Consider the following 16,606-nt stretch of genomic DNA (forward strand, 5'->3'; position numbering starts at 1 on the left):
CATGACATACAGTACGACAAAGAAGCTCGACGAGATGAAACCCTCTCAGATAGTCGAGGAACTGGACAAATATATCATCGGCCAGGAGAAGGCAAAGCGAACCATCGCGGTTGCCATCCGAAACAGGACCCGGCGCAAGCGCCTTCCTGACAATATCCGTGATGAGGTATCCCCAAAAAACATCATCATGATAGGCCCCACAGGGGTAGGGAAGACCGAGATAGCCCGCCGTATAGCAAAGCTCTCCAACGCACCTTTCATCAAGGTGGAGGCGACCAAGTACACCGAGGTCGGCTATGTGGGACGAGATGTCGAGTCCATCATACGCGACCTGATGAGCATAGCGGTGCAGCAGGTGAAGACCGAGCTTGCCGAGGCACAGGTGGAAAAGGTACAGGCCCGTGTTGAGGAACGGCTTCTGGACCTCCTGCTTCCCTCCGTTACCAAGGAAGCTTCCGAAAATAACGGTGCTGTCATGATCGCCGCCGGTACAAGCTATACCGACAGCGAATATGCAACCAGGGAAAAATTCCGCAAGATGCTGCAGGAAGGCAAGTTCGACGACCGTGAGGTCGAGGTAAATGTACAGAGCCGCAAGAAGGTTGGCATCGAGGTCCTGGGACAGGCCAACATGGACGAGCTGCAGGAAGCGATGCAGAGCCTTGGCTCCATCTTTGGCAATGGCAAGGGCCACAGCCGCAAGCTCACCATCAAGCGGGCTCGGGAGATTTTCACCGAGGAGGAGACCGACAAGGCAGTCGACACAGACCGTGCTGTCGATGAGGCCAAGGAGAGGGTCGAGCAGATGGGTATCGTATTCATCGATGAGATCGACAAGGTGGCACGGACCGGAGGCTCTTCCTCCAGCGGCCCGGATGTCTCCCGAGAGGGTGTCCAGCGTGACATCCTTCCGATTATCGAAGGTACCAGTGTCTCGACCAAATGGGGGGTCATCGACACCACCCACATCCTCTTCATCGCCAGCGGCGCCTTCCACGTATCCAAGCCCAGTGACCTCATCCCTGAGCTCCAGGGTCGTTTTCCCTTGCGTGTTGAGTTGGATGACCTCACTTCGAACGACTTCTACCGGATCCTGACCGAACCTGCAAATGCGATCACGATGCAGTACAGGGAGTTGCTAAAGACCGAAGGAGTCTCTATTGTGTTTACCGATGAGGCCATCAGGCGTTTGAGCGACATAGCCTATGAAGTGAACAACACCAATGACAACATCGGTGCCAGAAGGCTCTTCACCATCATGGAGAAACTTTTGGAGGAGCTCTCCTTCAGCGCTGACGAGCTCAGCGGCCAGGAGATTACGATAACAAGGCAGTATGTGGATGAGCGGTTAGGCGAGGTGCTCCAGAACCAGGACCTCTCCAAGTTCATCCTTTAGGGGAGATGATATAGTGGAATTCCTTACGATTGATGCACTCGATTACGAAACAGCGCTCAAGGAGGCCCGTGCCCTGTACGGCTCTCTCGTACGTGTGCACACCCGTAAGGATTACACTGCCAAGAAGGGCCTGAGGAGGGAACGGCGCTGCGCCATCACCTTCTATCTCGTCAGGGAGCAGGAGCCTGCCGAACAGGAGCCTCAGGTAGCAATAGAGCAACCTGAGCCGCGGGCCAAGCTTCAGGACCCTGTAGGGGACCAGCAGCTCTTCATAGCTGAACTGCTTCAGGCCAATGATTTTACTGACGAATATGTGGACTTGGCCATCAAGGCTTTGGCAGAAGACTCCAAGGATGCTTCGAACGAGGAGCTTCAGATGAGGCTGCTTGAATACATCATCGAGTCGGTGAGCATCAACCATGAGCTGTACGCCCATCCCCAGCACTATTTTGTGCTGCTTGGGCCTACTGGGGTGGGTAAGACCACCACACTGGTGAAGATGGCTATGCTCTACGGCATGATCGTGCAAGAATCGTCCCCGATGAAGGTTGCCCTGCTCTCCCTGGACTCCTACCGGACTGGTGCCTCCAACCAGATCGAGCAGTTTTCCAAGGACCTTGGCCTCGATCTCTACCATGCCCACAGCGAGGAGGAGCTCTCCCGCCTGCTGAAGAAATTGGATGCATATTCGCTGGTGCTCGTCGACACCATGGGCAAGAGTGCGAACCAGGGTGAGCTCTCCTTGCACCTGAAGAGCCTGCTTACCGTACTTCCCCAGGAGAGATGCACCTATTCGCTTGCCGTCAGCGCCTCCCACAAGAGCCGCGACCTCAAGCGGTTTGTCAGCCTCTTCTCCTCCTATCCCCTACAGTCCCTGGTGGTGACCAAGCTGGATGAGACCGAGGACATTGGCAACATCCTCAGCGTAAGCAAGGAAACAGGCCTTCCCCTGCTGTTCTTCACCAATGGACAGAAGGTTCCTGAGAACCTCCTCAAGGCTACAAATGAGGTTATCCTCTCCTATCTGAAGGGTTTCAGCCTTGATTTCTCTACCCTTGGCGATAGCCAGATCTCACCGCTTCTCTGACCTCTCGCTGATCAACTTTCCCTGGCTTACCAGCGATCCTATGATCTTCCCGATTGCAGGGGCAGCGATGTTGCTTCCCCATTGGGCATCCCCCTTGGGATTCCCCGCAGCCACATAGATGATGTACTTGGGCTTGTCCAGGGGTACGATCGCCAGTGTCGAAGCGAGGATGGTCCCTTCCTCATAGCTGTTGGTCACCGGGTTTATGATCTGGGAAGTGCCTGTCTTCGCCCCTACCCGGACACCTTTGACCGCTACCTTCGTGGCGGTTCCCCCGCTTTGCGTAGCCTCTTCCATTGCATGCAGGATTGCTTGGGCAACCTCGCCGGAGATTACCTGTTCCCCAACAGTCCGTTCCCGCTCATCTTGCCCAGAGCGCTTCAGTACCAGATGGGGAACGAGGATCTTCCCATCGTTGGTAAATGCCGTTGCAGCAGTCGCTATGTGCAACGCCGTGGTGGACAGTTCCTGCCCGAAGGAGATGGTTGCCTCAGACCTCCCGGACCAGGTGGAGGGTGGGGCGATGATGCTCCTGCTTTTGGAAGGCAGGTCGATGTCGTAGCTGGAATTGAACCCAAACCTATTGAGGATTGCAAAGAACTTGTCGGGGTCTGTTTGCATCGCCCAGTGCGAGATGGCCCCGTTGCACGATTTCGCGATCATGGAGTCGGGGTCAACGATGCCATGGGGGGAGGTGCATACGATTGTTGCCATATTGCCCTTTCCCATGTCGAAGGTATAGGAGCCGTCACAGAGAAAAGGCTCAGCAAGGTCTGCCTCTCCTATTTCCATCACCGCAGCAAGGCTGAAGATCTTGAAGACCGACCCCGGCTCGTAGAGGTAGTTGGTCACATGGTTGCGCTTTTGTTGGTCGGTCGACCTGGAGAGTGAGTTCGGGTCGTACCAGGGGTAGCTGGACATGCCCAGGATATCCCCGTTCTGGGCATCGAGGACGATGGCTATGCCATAGTCGGGGTTGTCCTCATCAGCTATGGTCTGCATCTGCACATCCAGCAGGTACTGGATGTCTATGTCAAGGGTGAGGGTGATGTCATCTCCATAGGTGGTATCTATCTCCCCCAGCTGCGGGTAGGGGTTCAGCAAGCTCTCCTGGGTAAGCTCCATCCCCTCGATCCCCTCATTGTCCACATTGGTGAAGCCCAGGGTCTGTGAGGCATGGAAAGAGGCAGGGTAGTCACGCCCCATGCTCTTTACCACGGAGACCTGGTTGACCAGAGCTGTTCGGGCCAGCTCGTCTTCAAGTGGCTGGACAAGGTTCGGGTCCATCTTTTTCTCTATCTGGGCGTAGGTGGTATACTTGGCCGCCCTTTGCTCTATCTGGGTGGGGCTCATGCCGACAAAGGGTGCCACCACCTCCGAGACCAATGCCAGGTCGCTGATCTTCGAGAGGTGGAAATAGACTCCCCAATAGGGGGTCTGTATGGCAAGAATTTTGCCATTCCTGTCGTAGATGGTTCCCCTGACCACCTGGGTGGCTACTTGGGGGTTGTTGTAGGTTTTCCTTTCCGGGCTTTGGCTATGGATGACAAACCCGATCCTGACAAGCAAAAAAAGCAGTGCAAGCAGGGTTAACAGGAGGAAGAACCGGTAAAATGAACGATTTGGACTGGTATCCATGATTTTTTTATACTACTATGTAGGAAAGGTAATGTCGAGTTATGGGTAAAGACAACTATGATGATATGATTGATAGACCTCAAAGGAGGGCTTCAAAGGATGGGTATCATGACAGACCTTCCAAGGGTTTGATCTGGACCATTGCTTTGGGCATAGCCATCTGTGTTGTCGTCATCATCGTATGGTACCAGTTTTTCCCGAACAGCCAGCCTTCCCCCGACCAGAGCGCCCTCATTGTCGCCTCCGACAGTGCAAAGCGTGTCGAGGTTGTGGTCGATGCCCCGCTTGTGCTCCCCCCTACAGCCATCAATGCACCGGTGGTTACCGCCCCAGTTGCAGAAAACCAGGCCCGTTCCCTCAGCGAAGCGAAGAGCCTCAGCCAGGGCAGCTCAAAGACCATCCAGTATGCAAAGCACCTGGTAGCCGAAGGGGAGGACCTCAACTCCATCGCTGCAATGTACAGCCTCAAGACCCAGACGCTAATCAGCATCAACCAGATACGGAACATCCAGGCAGTGAAGCCAGGCATCAGCCTGGAGATCCCCGACCGCGATGGCCAGCTCTACACCGTCAGGGATGGGGACATGCTCTCTACCATCGCCCGCAAGTACAGCCCCAACATGGGATGGAAGACACTGCAGGAGCTCAATGGGCTGAAAAGTGAGAACATCGTCGTAGGCCAACGCCTATTCATTCCCGATACCTCCTCATCATCGCTGATACAGATGGCGGACATTGCACCCATCCAGTTCCAGAAACCGGCTACAGGGAGCATCACAGCCCTCTTCGGCCAACCCCTTGCCAACCCTGCCACAGGGACGACCGAATCACTCAATGGCATCCTCATCGTGGGAAGCCCGGGATCGGCTGTTGTTGCAGCTGCTGCAGGGAACGTCGTGAGTGCTGGCTATGAGGTAAAGGGAAGGGGCAGGTTTGTGGAGTTGAGCCATGAGGGAGGGTACCGTACCACCTACTGCCACCTGGAGAACGTCGAGGTCAAGATCGGCATGACCCTTGCCAAGGGCGAGGTCATCGGCAGCATCGGTACCAGTGGCACCTCATACGAGAAGCCGACACTCTTCTTCAGCATCGAGCAGTCAGGCATAGCCCTTGACCCCTCCCAGTTCTTCTAGGGTCTACAGGTAATCACTCCATCCCACTGATACAGCTCTCTCTACAATCCATGCCCAATGGATGGTCTGTCCATGGGCTCTGCAGAGAAACAGGATTCCAGAGGGGGGATGTTATTCTAAGGCCTCGAATTCGACCACCCACTTTTCGGTTGGTCCCTTGTACCGGTAGTTCTCATGCACCGGTGCACCCCATGAATCATCACCACCTACACCGCTTTGTCCTTCCAGGATACGGACGTGGAGGTTGTCGGTCGCGGGTAGCTCATGAGGGTAGGTTGCCTGTTCCAGTTCATGGCAGCTATAGGGGATGACTGAGCACTCAAAGGGCCTGTTTGCCCTGATGGCCAAGCCTTTGCCACTCTTGTCCCTAAGGGCAAGGCTCCTCACATCGACCCTGTTTCCGTACTCCTGGGGGTGGAGATAGGAGGCCTGGTCCTTGTACGGGTCAAACTCGACCTGTCGCAGTACATTTCCTCCCTTCCTGTCCCGATAGCTCTCCATCATCTCGTTGCCGTAGTAGGAGACACGATTGAAGGAGCGGTCGAGGGAGAAGGAGAGGCCAAAGCAGGGGATGCAGGAATCAAAGAGGGGAGGTTCGATCTCGATCCTCACCCTGTTTTCGAAGAACCTGTAGGATAGGTCCACCAGGAAAGTGCCGCACAGGATGGTTGCATAGGCAACCTCTCCCTCCAGGCGAAAGCTCACCGCCTTCTGGTAGAGCGAGGCTAGCTTGCACTCCATGGAGGGCGGTATCGGGTTGGCCCCAAGGTCATTGTCGGTGGGGGCTCTCCAGAACTCCAGCCTGACAGCGCTGGTGAGGAAGTTTCGTCCCTTGTGCTGGATGGCGACAAGCTCTCCGAAATGGTGGTGTATGAGGAAGGAGAAATCCTGGTACCGGTGGCCGGTATGCATGTCCCCTGCGATCAGGGCAGAGGGCAACGCCTCCTTCTGACAAGGCTTGTGCACTCTCTCCATAACCTTTCCATACCTTGCGATCGTATGGCCCTTCCCTGCCCATGGCTCATCGTGGTTGAGGGTTACCTCTACGATGAGCTGGTATTCTCCTTCCAGTTGCTTTTCCATGGGAGGTATGGCGATGGAGGTCTCTTCAAGTGGGCCCAGATGCGCATCCAGGTCCCCATGGGCAACCTCAATGCCATCGAGGGTGTAGCGGTAGGTGAATGCATACCCCTCCGTGGATATCCATACGTTCTTGTTTCTCAGGAAGATGGCCTTCTCAGTGATGGAGAGTGTGACCGGGCTGTACGAGTGTGCTACCTGCTCTAGTTTTGCAGAGGGGTTCCGCAACCCATCCACAAGGCCATTGATGCAGAAATAGCCATCGGTCGGGAAGCTGAACCCAAGGCCGGCCATCACCCTGTCGCCGATGATGAGGCTCTGGTCGACAAAATCCCAGATGAAGCCCCCACAATAGGAGGTGCCTTCGTCCTCAAGTGCCACATACTCATCAAGGTTTCCTACGCTGTTGCCCATGGCATGGGCGTATTCACACAGCAGGAAGGGTTTCTGCCCTTCTGCAAGGTAGGCCTTGACATCCTCCACCTTCGCATACATCCGGCTTTCGACATCGCTGGTATCGGGATAGCGAGCGTCGAAGAATGTCCCTTCATAATGGACAAGCCTGTTGTCGTCAAGGGACCTGAAATAGGTTGCCACATCATGGATGACCGACCCCCCATAGCTTTCGTTTCCACATGAGTAGAAGAGGATGGACGGGTGGTTCTTGTCCCTCATCGTCATGGAGCGTGCCCTGTCAAGGACGGCACCCCTCCACTGTGGTTTGTCATCGGGAAGGGTGTACCACTTCCTCTCAGCCTTTCCTGCGACCATCCAGGTGCCATGGGTCTCCAGGTTGATCTCGTCCATCATGTAGATGCCGAGCCTGTCGCACAGCTCATAGACATAGGGATGGTTGGGGTAGTGGCTGGTCCTCAGGGCATTGATGTTGTGCATCTTCATCAGCAGGATGTCCTTTTCGATCAGGGCCTCTCCGATGGCCCTTCCTGCATGGGGGTCGAACTCATGGCGGTTGACCCCCCTGAGGATGAGCCTCTTGCCATTGAGCAGCAGTGTCCTGCCCTTGATCTCTATCTTCCTGAAGCCAAAATGTCCGGTAACCGTATCAAGGACCCTGTTGCCCTGTCTCATCTCGAGCGTGTAGTAATAGAGGTTCGGCTGTTCTGCACTCCAGAGCAGGGGGTCGGCGATCTCAAGGCTCAGGGTAACGGCGTGCTGGCTTCCCATGGTGATGTGGTAGGAGTATGGTCCCTCCACACTGGTGGTTACCCCGAAGGTGACCTCTCCCCTGGAAAAATCCTCATTGAGGGTGGGGCGGACATGGATGTCGGTAATTCTCTGCTTTTCACAGAGAAGCAGCGTCACTGGGCGAAAGATCCCTGGCAGGCGCCAGAAATCCTGGTCTTCCAACCAGCTGCCGGTCGAGTAGCGCAGGACCATGGCCGAGATGAGGTTCTCGCCCTCCTTGACAAAGGGCGTGATGAAAAACTCCCCTGGGGAGAAGCTGTCCTCCTTGTAGCCGACATAGGTGCCGTTCACAAAGAGATAGAGGGCTGAGTCTACCCCATCGAAACGAAGGATGAGATCTTTTTGCAGATCCTCCTTTCCCAGTGTGAGGGTTTTTGCATAGCAGCCAGTGGGATTCTCCTCGGGGATCTGAGGGGGCCTGATCGCAGAGAGGCCATCCCAAGGGTAGATGGTGTTGGTGTACTGGCTTACCCCATAGCCCTGCAGGGGAAAGTGTGAGGGGACCGTGATGCTCTCCATCCTATGGAGGTTCTCCTTTTCCAGGAACGTGGTGGAAGCTTCCTCTGGCCTGTCGAAATAGAGGAAATGCCACGGTCCGTCAAGAGAAACCTCCCTGATGCTGGACTGGGTGGCGAAACGTGCGTGGGCAGGGAGACGGTTCTCCTGAAATATCGTCGGGTCGAGGGATTGTGCATAGTGCATGAGTGGATATCCTTACTGTTTGACAGAGCCTACCATACCCTGTACGAATTGTTTTTGGAAAGCGAAAAACACCACGATAACCGGCAGGGTCGCCAACGCTATCCCCGTCATGATAACCCCGAAATCGGGTGTGTAGGAAGAGGAGAGGGAGGAGATCAGCAACGTGGATGTCCTCTTGTCATTGGACTGCAGGACGATCAGGGGCCATAGGTAGGCATTCCAGCTGGTCATGAACGAGTAGATCGCCCCGGCGGCATAGGTGCTCTTCATGCTGGGAAAGAATATGGTGAAGAAGATTCGGGCCTCCCCAGCCCCATCGACACGGGCAGCCTGCAGGATCTCGGTCTGGTAGTTGACGAAGCTCTGCCTGAAGAAGAACACCATGAACACGCTGATGCTTGCCACCAGCACGATGGCCATATGGGAGTTGAGCAGGCGAAAGACCACGATGATCTGGAACAGGGGTATCATCAGGGAAGCGAAGGGAATCATCATGGTAAGCAGGAAAAAGGAATAAGTTCTCTCCCTTGCCTTTGACTTGTACATCTGAAAGCCGTAGGCTGCCATGCTGGTTACCAGCAGGGAGAGCACTACCGTGAGAACCGCGATCTTGGCCGAATTGAAGAGGGCCCCACCCATGTTCGACTGTCCGAAGAGCTTGTGGAGGTTCCTTCCCAACTGGTTGCCGAAGGAGAGCTTTCCCGTCTGGATCTGTACTGCGGTATTGGTCGAGCCTATGACGATCCAGAAGAACGGGAATATCGAAAAGAATGCCGATACAGAGAGAAACAGGTAGAGCAGGAGCGATTGCCCCTTCTTTCGTATGTTCATCGTACTCCTCCCTTTCTTTCCAGGGTTTTCCTCATTGCCTCTTCCCTGTCGCCGCTTAACCTGAACTGGATGAAGGTAAGCAGGGCGATGATGATGAGGATGGCATAGCTGACAGTCGCAGCATAGCCGAAGTTGGGGGTATATTTGAAACAGATGTTGTAGATGTAGACACTGAGGGTAAGGAAGCAGTTGTCGGGACCGATCATGCTCGCAGTCGTCCCGCCCTGGGAGAGGTTCATCGGCTCGTCGAACAACTGCAGGGTCCCTATGGTGGACATCACCGTCGTAAAGAGGATGATGGGCTTCAGCAAGGGTATGGTGATGGTAAAGAAGCTGTGCACCTTTGACGACCCGTCAATGGAGGCAGCCTCATAGAGGTCTTCCGAGATATTCTGCATGGCAGAGAGGTAGAAGATCATGTTGTAGCCGGTCCAACGCCATATCATGGCGATGACTAGGACAAAGGTGGCCAGCCTTGGCTCACTCATCCACTGCAGAGGGGCATCGATGATGCTGAGCTTGATGAGGGTGTTGTTGACCAACCCATCATAGCTGAACAGCATCTTGAAGAGGATGGAGTATGCTATCAGGGAGGTGACTGAGGGCAAGAATAGGGCTGTCCTGAAGAAACCGCGGAAACGGATGCTCTTGTTGTTCAGGATTGCGGCAAAGGTGATGGAGAGCAGCAGCATGATGGGGACCTGGATCAGAAGAAGGCGGAAGGTGTTTTCCAGGGCTAGGAAGAACATGGGGTCGCCGAACATCCTGAGGTAGTTCTTCACTCCCACAAATTGGCTTACGATCCCCTTTGTTGAGGTAAAGGAGAGGTAGAGCGAGAAGAAGATAGGGTAGACGATAAAGAAGAGCAGCAGTACACAGGCGGGGGTGATGAAGTACCAGCCGATCCTATCCAGTCGTTTTTCATTAGCCATATGGTCATTCTCCATTACAAAAAAGCAGGAGGGTATCCCTCCTGCTTACCAGGAACAGAACGGTTACTGGATCGAGTTCTTCAGTTGGTTTTCTGCACTCTTGACAGCCTGTTCCAGGGTTGTCTTCCCATTGTAGTAGTCTTCCATCACTGCCATGACAGCCGCATCGGCCTCATAGGTGTATTGTCCGACATTGACCTTGGGGATCATGGATGCCCACCTGCTCAGGTCGGTGAAGATGGCCTTGTTCCCGAAGAATGGGTCCAGTGCCTTGAATGCATCGCCGCTGAATGCCGGCATGTATGAGCCGATTGCCCCGTTGTTCATCAGGATGGTCTGGTAGAAACCCTTGTCGTTCCCATAGATTTCCTGCATGAATGCGATGGCCTTGTCACGATTTGCCCCGTTTTGCAGGACGAACCATGAGGATCCGCCCAGGTTCGAGGCATTGACCGACTTGTCCAGGCTCAGGCGGGGTGTTGGTGCAACAGCCCACAGTCCGCTCTGGTCGACTCCAGCCTTGATGGACCCTATGATCCACACCCCGGTGATGACAGATGCAACCTTGCCTGAATTGAATGAACCCACCCATTCGTTCCAGCCGTTGCTTGGAAGGGCAAGATCCTCAGCCACGAAACGCTTGTAGAGCTTCATCGCTTCCATGAGGGCAGCATTGTTAACCAGAGCTGGCTTGCCTTCATTGTCAAAATACCAGCTGCCGGCACTCTGCAGCATGATGCGGAACAGCCCGCCGTCACTCTTGTCGTTTGCAATGAGGTACTGGCCGGTCTTTGCCTTGTATTCCTTGGCAATATCGGCAAACCGATCCCAGGTGATGTTCTCCAGATCCTGGGCTGTGAAACCCGCCTTCTTGAGCAGGTCGGTGCGGTAGAAGAAGCCTGCGACGCCTGAATCAAAGGGGACGCCGTAGTACTTGCCGTCCAGTTTCATGACATCAGCCTTGTACCCGACAAAGTCGTTGTAGTTGAATGCACTGCTAAGGTCGGCAAACTGTCCGGGATAGCTGGTCAGATACTTCTGCACATTGTAGTCTTCGATGAGTACGATGTCGGGAAGCCCCTCCTTGGTGCGGGAAGCCAGGTTGGTGTGTAGCTTCTGCTCTACATCGGCCTTGGCTAGCTCCACTACCTCGAACGTAGCTTCGGGGTGCTTTGCCTGATAGCGGCTGATCGCCTCGTTCATGATGGAAATGTTGAAGTTAGGGTCCCAAGCCCATATCTTTATGGGTCCGGCCTGTTTTGTCTCGCTGGCCCCACCAGCGAACAGCGGGGTGACCAATACCAGGCAAACCAAGAGAAGCAACAGGGATTTTTTCATAACACAATCTCCTTTTCGTGTTTCAATATACCTGTAGCATACGGTGGGAGTAGGGAGCTGTCAAGAAATTTTTACTAAATTTTTACTAAGTATATGCTGTAGTTTTACCATCATACTCCTCAGAATGGGGGACAAAAACTGCAAACTACCTACAAAATACGCAATTTGTAAGAAACAAGGTGTAAAACCTCAGAAAAAGTGTTAGACTGGAAAGTAAATTTTTACTACTTGCAGAGGAAAAGCCGTGGCTACCATTACTGACATTGCAAAGAAGGCTCATGTCTCCATAGCAACCGTATCGAGAATCCTGAACCATGACGACACCCTCAGTGTCTCCGATGAGACGAAACTGCGTGTCCTTGTCGCCGCCAAGGAGCTGGAATACGTCACTCTCCAGCAGCGGAAGCAAAAGAAGAAGAGGGCCAAGAGGCTTACCTTCGCCATTGTCGAGTGGTACAAGTATCCTGCCCTCATCGAGGATCCCTACTATCTCTACCTCATGACCACAGTGGAACGGCAGCTTGCAAAAGAGAACATCGACATGTTCAAGTTCATCAACATAGACGGGCAGTTCGTACCCTCAGTGGATACTCCCATCGATGCCATCATTGCCATTGGGAGGTTCAACCTGGTCCAGATCGAGAAGATTGCCCAGTTTTCCCAGCACATTGTCTTTCTTGATTCATGCCCCGATGCCACCCGCTTCGACTCCCTGCTCATCAATACGGAACTTGGTACCCGGCTGGCACTGCAGCATCTGTATGACCTGAACCACCGGAAGATCGCCTATATCGGCGGCAAGGTGATCGGAGACAGGGGAGGGCAGGGACGGGACATGAGGAAGATGAGTTACATCGAGTTTATGCAGGACAAGGGTCTTTTTGATGAAGGGCTCATCTTTGAAGGGGAGAGGCTCTCCTACAATGAAGGCCTCTGTCTTGCCTCGCTCCTTCTGGAGAGTGATCCTCGGCCCACCGCAATCTTTTGTGCAAACGATACGACCGCAACGGGGGTGCTTGCGCAACTGGACCAAAGAGGTGTACGGGTTCCTGAGGACATGAGCATCGTCGGCTTCAACGATCAGAGTTCGGTGAAGTTCCTGACCCCACCGCTGACCACCGTCCATGTTCCCATGCAGTTCATAGCCCAGAATGCAGTGGACATCCTCAAGAGTAGGGTAAGTGGGCTGTATGAGCTTCCTAGGAAGCTCTACATACCCACCTCCCTGACGATACGGCAGAGTACGAAGGAGATTCCTCTCCTGTAGGGACTCCGCCTATACGTTTTTCCCATGGCAGTTCTTGTATTTCTTGCCACTACCACAGGGGCAGGGGTCATTGCGCCCGACCTTGGCTGTGGAACGCCTGACCGTGACAGGAGCCACATCCCCACCGCCGCTCACCCTTGCCGGTTGGCCAGAATTGGCGAAGGCCGCCTGTGGCCGATGGGACTCGACGGTCTTGTGCGCTGCGGTCTTTCTGCTATAGGAGTCGTCGGAGCGGGTGATCTGTACCCTGACCAGTGTGTTGGCTATGAAGTGCTTGATGCCCTCAAGCATCTCGTTGAATATCTCGAAGCCCTCGACCTTGTATTCGACCAGGGGGTTCTTCTGTGCATAGGAGCGCAATCCCACTGCGTCGCGAAGGTCCTCGAGGGCCTCGAGGTGGTCCTGCCAACGGATGTCGATCTGGCGAAGGTAGTTGAACCTGAGAAAGTCGTTGAACGGCTTCTCCCCTGTCTGGATCACCTTGGAGTCAATCTCCTCATCGATGCTCTTTTTCAGGTGGTTCTTGTACTCTTCCTTGGTGGCACCAGCTTCTAGGGGTGGGATGGTGAGATGGAACTCTGCCTGGATCTCCTCAAGGATCTTCACAGCCATGTCCTCATCCTTCATCTCCTTGGGAAGTGCATCGACAATCTCGCTTGCGATTTCATGGCAGCTGGTGCGCACACGCTCCAGCAGATGTTCTTCGCTGAGGATCCTGTCACGTTCGCTGTAGATGTAGTTTCTCTGCTCGTTGAGCACATCGTCATAGTCGAGCAGGTGTTTCCGGATCTCGAAGTTTCGGTCCTCAACCCTTCTCTGGGCCTTTTCGATGGCATTGGAGAGCATGCGATGCTCGATGGGCATCCCGTCCTGCATCCCTATCTTGCCGAGTATTCCCCTGATGTTCTCGGATGCGAACAGGCGCATGAGCGAATCGTCCAGGGAGACGTAGAAGCGGCTGGTACCAGGGTCTCCCTGACGGCCTGACCGACCGCGCAGCTGGTTGTCGATTCGCCTTGACTCATGGCGCTCGGTTCCCATGATGTACAGGCCCCCGAGCTGCTTGACCTCTTCATACTCCTTGGCCCAGGCAGGGGTCACCTGCTTGATGGCCTGGGCATACTCCTCGGCTGTGGCTTCGGTACCGCAGATCCTTCTGGCCCTTGCATCGAGGCTGCCCCCAAGCTTGATGTCGGTTCCACGGCCAGCCATGTTGGTGGCGATCGTGACGGCACCCTTTGCCCCGGCTTCCTCGATGATCAAGGCCTCACGGGCATGGTTCTTGGCGTTCAGCACCTCGTGCTTGATGCCCATCCTCTTCAGGAGCAGGGAGAGCATCTCACTTTTCTCGATGGATATGGTGCCGACAAGGATTGGCTGGCCAATCTTGTGTACCCGTGCGATCTCCTCGCAGATTGCCTGTATCTTGAACTGCTCGTTGTAGTAGACAAGGTCTGGATGGTCCTCGCGGACGATGGGCTTGTTGGTGGGGATGACCACGACATCAAGGCCGTAGATCTTCAGGAATTCCGGAGCTTCGGTGTCTGCAGTCCCTGTCATGCCGCTGATCTTGTCGTACATCCTGAAGAAGTTCTGGAACGTGATGGTGGCCAGGGTCTTGTTCTGCCCAAGGATCTTGATCTTCTCCTTGGCCTCGATGGCCTGGTGCAACCCGTCGCTGTAGCGCCTGCCGTGGAGGATACGGCCGGTGAACTCGTCGACGATCTGCACCTGTCCGTCAACGACGACATAGTCCACATCGTCGGAGTAGAGGCGCAGTGCCTTGACGGCCTGGGTGACATAGTGCACATACTCGAAGTTCTCGTCGTCATAGATGGACCCGGTGATGACCTTGCTCTTGTTGAGCAGCTCTTCCATATGGTTCATCCCCTGGTTGGTGAAGGAGACCTTCTTCTGCTTTTCGTCCAGCTTGTAGTCACCCCTCTCTTCAAAGGGCTGGGCATTTCGCTCAAAGCGGGCGAGAGGATCCTGTTCGTAGTACTCCCCTGTGGCGGGGTCCTTCTCGCACTCGGTGAGGAAGGCAGCGATCTTCTGTGCCCCCATCACCTGGGCTGAGTCATCCTCGCTCTGGCCGCTGATGATAAGGGGGGTACGGGCCTCGTCGATGAGGATGGAGTCAATTTCGTCGATGATGCAGTAGTGGTGCTTGGGCTGGATCTTCTCTTGCATGGACCACTTCATGTTGTCCCTGAGGTAGTCGAAGCCGAACTCGTTGTTTGTCCCGTAGGTGATGTCGGCGCTATAGGCCTTGCGCTTCGCCTCGGTGTCCATGTCTGAGAGGATGACCCCGACGGTGAGCCCGAGGAACTCGTAGATCGGTCCCATCCATTCTGAGTCACGACGGGCGAGGTAGTCGTTTACCGTGACGATATGTACACCCTTGTTCTCCAGCGAGTTGAGGTATGCCGAGGGTACGCAGGTAAGGGTCTTTCCTTCACCGGTCTTCATTTCCAGGATCTGGCCCCTATGCAGGACGGCAGCTCCCATGATCTGCACATCGTAGTGGCGCTCACCCAACACCCTGGATGCCGCTTCCCTAGCAAGGGCGAAGGCTTTGGGAAGCAGGCTGTCAAGCGAGGCCCCTTCTGCAACCTGTTTCCTGAACAAGACCGTCTGGAGAGGGAATTCCTCGTCCTTAAGAGCCTTTGCCCAGGCATCCTCGTTGTTTACTTCGTGTACGATGGGCCTGAGGGTCCTTAAATCTTTATCTTGTTTTGTTCCGAACAGCTTGGCGAATAGTGATGTTCCCATGATGACTCTCTTGTACAGGATTTGGCATGCCTTGGCACACCCATCCAAGTATACTCAAAACTGCTGTCAGAGAAAAGCTTTCCTTTCCATTAAAAGTGAGCCAAATATACCCGCTGTGTATCATTATGATACATATATGCTATGCGAGCACCCTCCGACATGCTATACTCGGGCCATGTTGGTCTGCTACACAGGGGGAGGAACCCTCGGTCATATCTATCCCGCCCTGGCGGTACACCAGGCGTTGGCCTCTCAGCCTGGCTACAGCTGCTTCTGGATCGGCCGTCACAACGGTCTTGAGCAGGCGGCTGTAGAGGGGGCCGGCATTCCCTTCTATCCCATCCAGAGCGGCAAGCTCAGACGCTATGCCTCCCTGGCAAACATCAGTGACCTGTTCCGCCTTGCAGTAGCCTTCTTCCAGGCCCTGAAGCTACTGAGGAAGATGCGCCCTACGGTCCTCTTCTCCAAAGGGGGCTTTGTGTCCGTGCCCCCGGTCTATGCCGCCTGGGTGCTGAAGATACGGGTGGTTACCCATGAAAGCGATGCCTCCCCTGGCCTTGCAACCCGCTTGAACAGCCGTTGTGCAACCACCGTATGCATACCTTTTGCAGGAAGCGAGGGCTCCCTTCCCCCTGCAAAGCTGGTGGTGACGGGAAACCCCATCCGTGAGGCCCTGTTTTCCGATGAGGATATCTCCCGGTTTGGCATTGTGCCCACCATGCCTGTTTTGCTGGTGCTGGGAGGCAGCCAAGGCTCCTCAGAGATAAACGCCCTGGTACGGGAAAACCTGGAGGCGCTTACGGCCCTTGCGTTTGTCATACACCAGTGTGGGAGTGCGGACTACCAGGGAAGTGCCCATGAAAACTATGTAGCTATCCCGCTGCTGGGCCCTGAGCTCGGCTCGCTCTACAGGAGGAGCACCCTCGTCGTCAGCCGTGGCGGGGCAGGCACCATAGCCGAGATACTGGCCTTTGGGTGTGCTTCGCTGATCATCCCCCTTTCGACAGCCACCAGCAGGGGAGACCAGATTCTCAACGCCCAGCGTCTGGTCGACAAAGGGGCGGCCCATGCCCTGTTCGGTGAGGTTTCGAAAGAGATATTTCTCCAGGAAGTAGCATATCTGTTGGAGAATCCTGACAAAAGAGGTATCCTTGCAGGAAATGCAAGAGCATTGGCGGTTTCTGGGAGTGCAGTAAAAATTGCATCTCTCCTACGATAAGGAGC

Annotated in this window: 11 protein-coding genes; 5 read left to right on the top strand and 6 right to left on the bottom strand. The window is 54.7% G+C overall.

The genetic code is table 11. The features are described from left to right. Position 1 precedes the first annotated feature (1 nt). Together hslU and ROJ03_RS10395 are read left to right on the top strand one after the other, a co-directional pair. Entirely contained in the window at positions 2-1,396 is a 1,395-nt protein-coding gene (hslU, locus tag ROJ03_RS10390; protein WP_313726987.1) for an ATP-dependent protease ATPase subunit HslU, read from the top strand. Between the two features lie 13 nt (positions 1,397-1,409). Continuing rightward, on the top strand, positions 1,410-2,483 hold the full coding sequence (locus tag ROJ03_RS10395) for a hypothetical protein (RefSeq protein ID WP_313726988.1): 1,074 nt from the start codon (positions 1,410-1,412) through the stop codon (positions 2,481-2,483). Here the strand turns inward: ROJ03_RS10395 and ROJ03_RS10400 are convergent. Beyond that, a complete protein-coding gene (locus tag ROJ03_RS10400; protein WP_313726989.1) occupies positions 2,469-4,121 on the bottom strand; it encodes a penicillin-binding protein 2 in 1,653 nt (550 codons plus the stop codon). The two genes, ROJ03_RS10395 and ROJ03_RS10400, sit on opposite strands and share 15 nt — an antisense overlap. Before the next feature lie 65 nt (positions 4,122-4,186). Here ROJ03_RS10400 and ROJ03_RS10405 point away from each other — a divergent pair, with 65 nt between their 5' ends. Continuing rightward, positions 4,187-5,254, top strand: coding sequence for a peptidoglycan DD-metalloendopeptidase family protein (locus tag ROJ03_RS10405; protein WP_313726990.1), 1,068 nt, complete (start codon positions 4,187-4,189; stop codon positions 5,252-5,254). A gap of 111 nt (positions 5,255-5,365) precedes the next feature. Here ROJ03_RS10405 and ROJ03_RS10410 read toward each other — a convergent pair whose 3' ends face one another. From ROJ03_RS10410 to ROJ03_RS10425, 4 genes are all read right to left on the bottom strand, one after another. Beyond that, positions 5,366-8,242, bottom strand: a complete 2,877-nt coding sequence (locus ROJ03_RS10410) for a glycoside hydrolase family 2 TIM barrel-domain containing protein (RefSeq protein ID WP_313726991.1) — start codon at positions 8,240-8,242, stop codon at positions 5,366-5,368. A 12-nt stretch (positions 8,243-8,254) separates the two neighbouring features. Next, a complete protein-coding gene (locus ROJ03_RS10415; RefSeq protein ID WP_313726992.1) occupies positions 8,255-9,073 on the bottom strand; it encodes a carbohydrate ABC transporter permease in 819 nt (272 codons plus the stop codon). Continuing rightward, complete coding sequence (locus ROJ03_RS10420) at positions 9,070-10,005, bottom strand: sugar ABC transporter permease (protein ID WP_313726993.1); 936 nt, start codon at positions 10,003-10,005, stop codon at positions 9,070-9,072. Before ROJ03_RS10420 ends, ROJ03_RS10415 begins: the two co-directional genes overlap by 4 nt. Before the next feature lie 63 nt (positions 10,006-10,068). After that, positions 10,069-11,343 (bottom strand): ABC transporter substrate-binding protein, encoded by a 1,275-nt coding sequence (locus ROJ03_RS10425; RefSeq protein WP_313726994.1) that lies wholly within the window; start codon positions 11,341-11,343, stop codon positions 10,069-10,071. A 244-nt stretch (positions 11,344-11,587) separates the two neighbouring features. Between ROJ03_RS10425 and ROJ03_RS10430 the strand changes: the two genes are divergently transcribed. Then, the gene (locus ROJ03_RS10430; protein ID WP_313726995.1) at positions 11,588-12,610 is read left to right on the top strand and encodes a LacI family DNA-binding transcriptional regulator; all 1,023 of its coding nucleotides are present in this window, start codon (positions 11,588-11,590) and stop codon (positions 12,608-12,610) included. A gap of 9 nt (positions 12,611-12,619) precedes the next feature. Here the strand turns inward: ROJ03_RS10430 and secA are convergent, their stop codons facing one another. Then, a complete protein-coding gene (secA, locus tag ROJ03_RS10435) occupies positions 12,620-15,382 on the bottom strand; it encodes a preprotein translocase subunit SecA (protein WP_313726996.1) in 2,763 nt (920 codons plus the stop codon). A 175-nt stretch (positions 15,383-15,557) separates the two neighbouring features. Between secA and ROJ03_RS10440 the strand changes: the two genes are divergently transcribed. Beyond that, positions 15,558-16,601 carry a UDP-N-acetylglucosamine--N-acetylmuramyl-(pentapeptide) pyrophosphoryl-undecaprenol N-acetylglucosamine transferase gene (locus tag ROJ03_RS10440; protein WP_313726997.1) on the top strand — a complete coding sequence of 348 codons (1,044 nt, stop codon included), beginning with the start codon at positions 15,558-15,560 and terminating at the stop codon, positions 16,599-16,601. Positions 16,602-16,606 lie beyond the last annotated feature (5 nt).

It is taken from the genome of Sphaerochaeta sp. PS (assembly GCF_032144095.1).
Taxonomy (GTDB): domain Bacteria; phylum Spirochaetota; class Spirochaetia; order Sphaerochaetales; family Sphaerochaetaceae; genus Sphaerochaeta.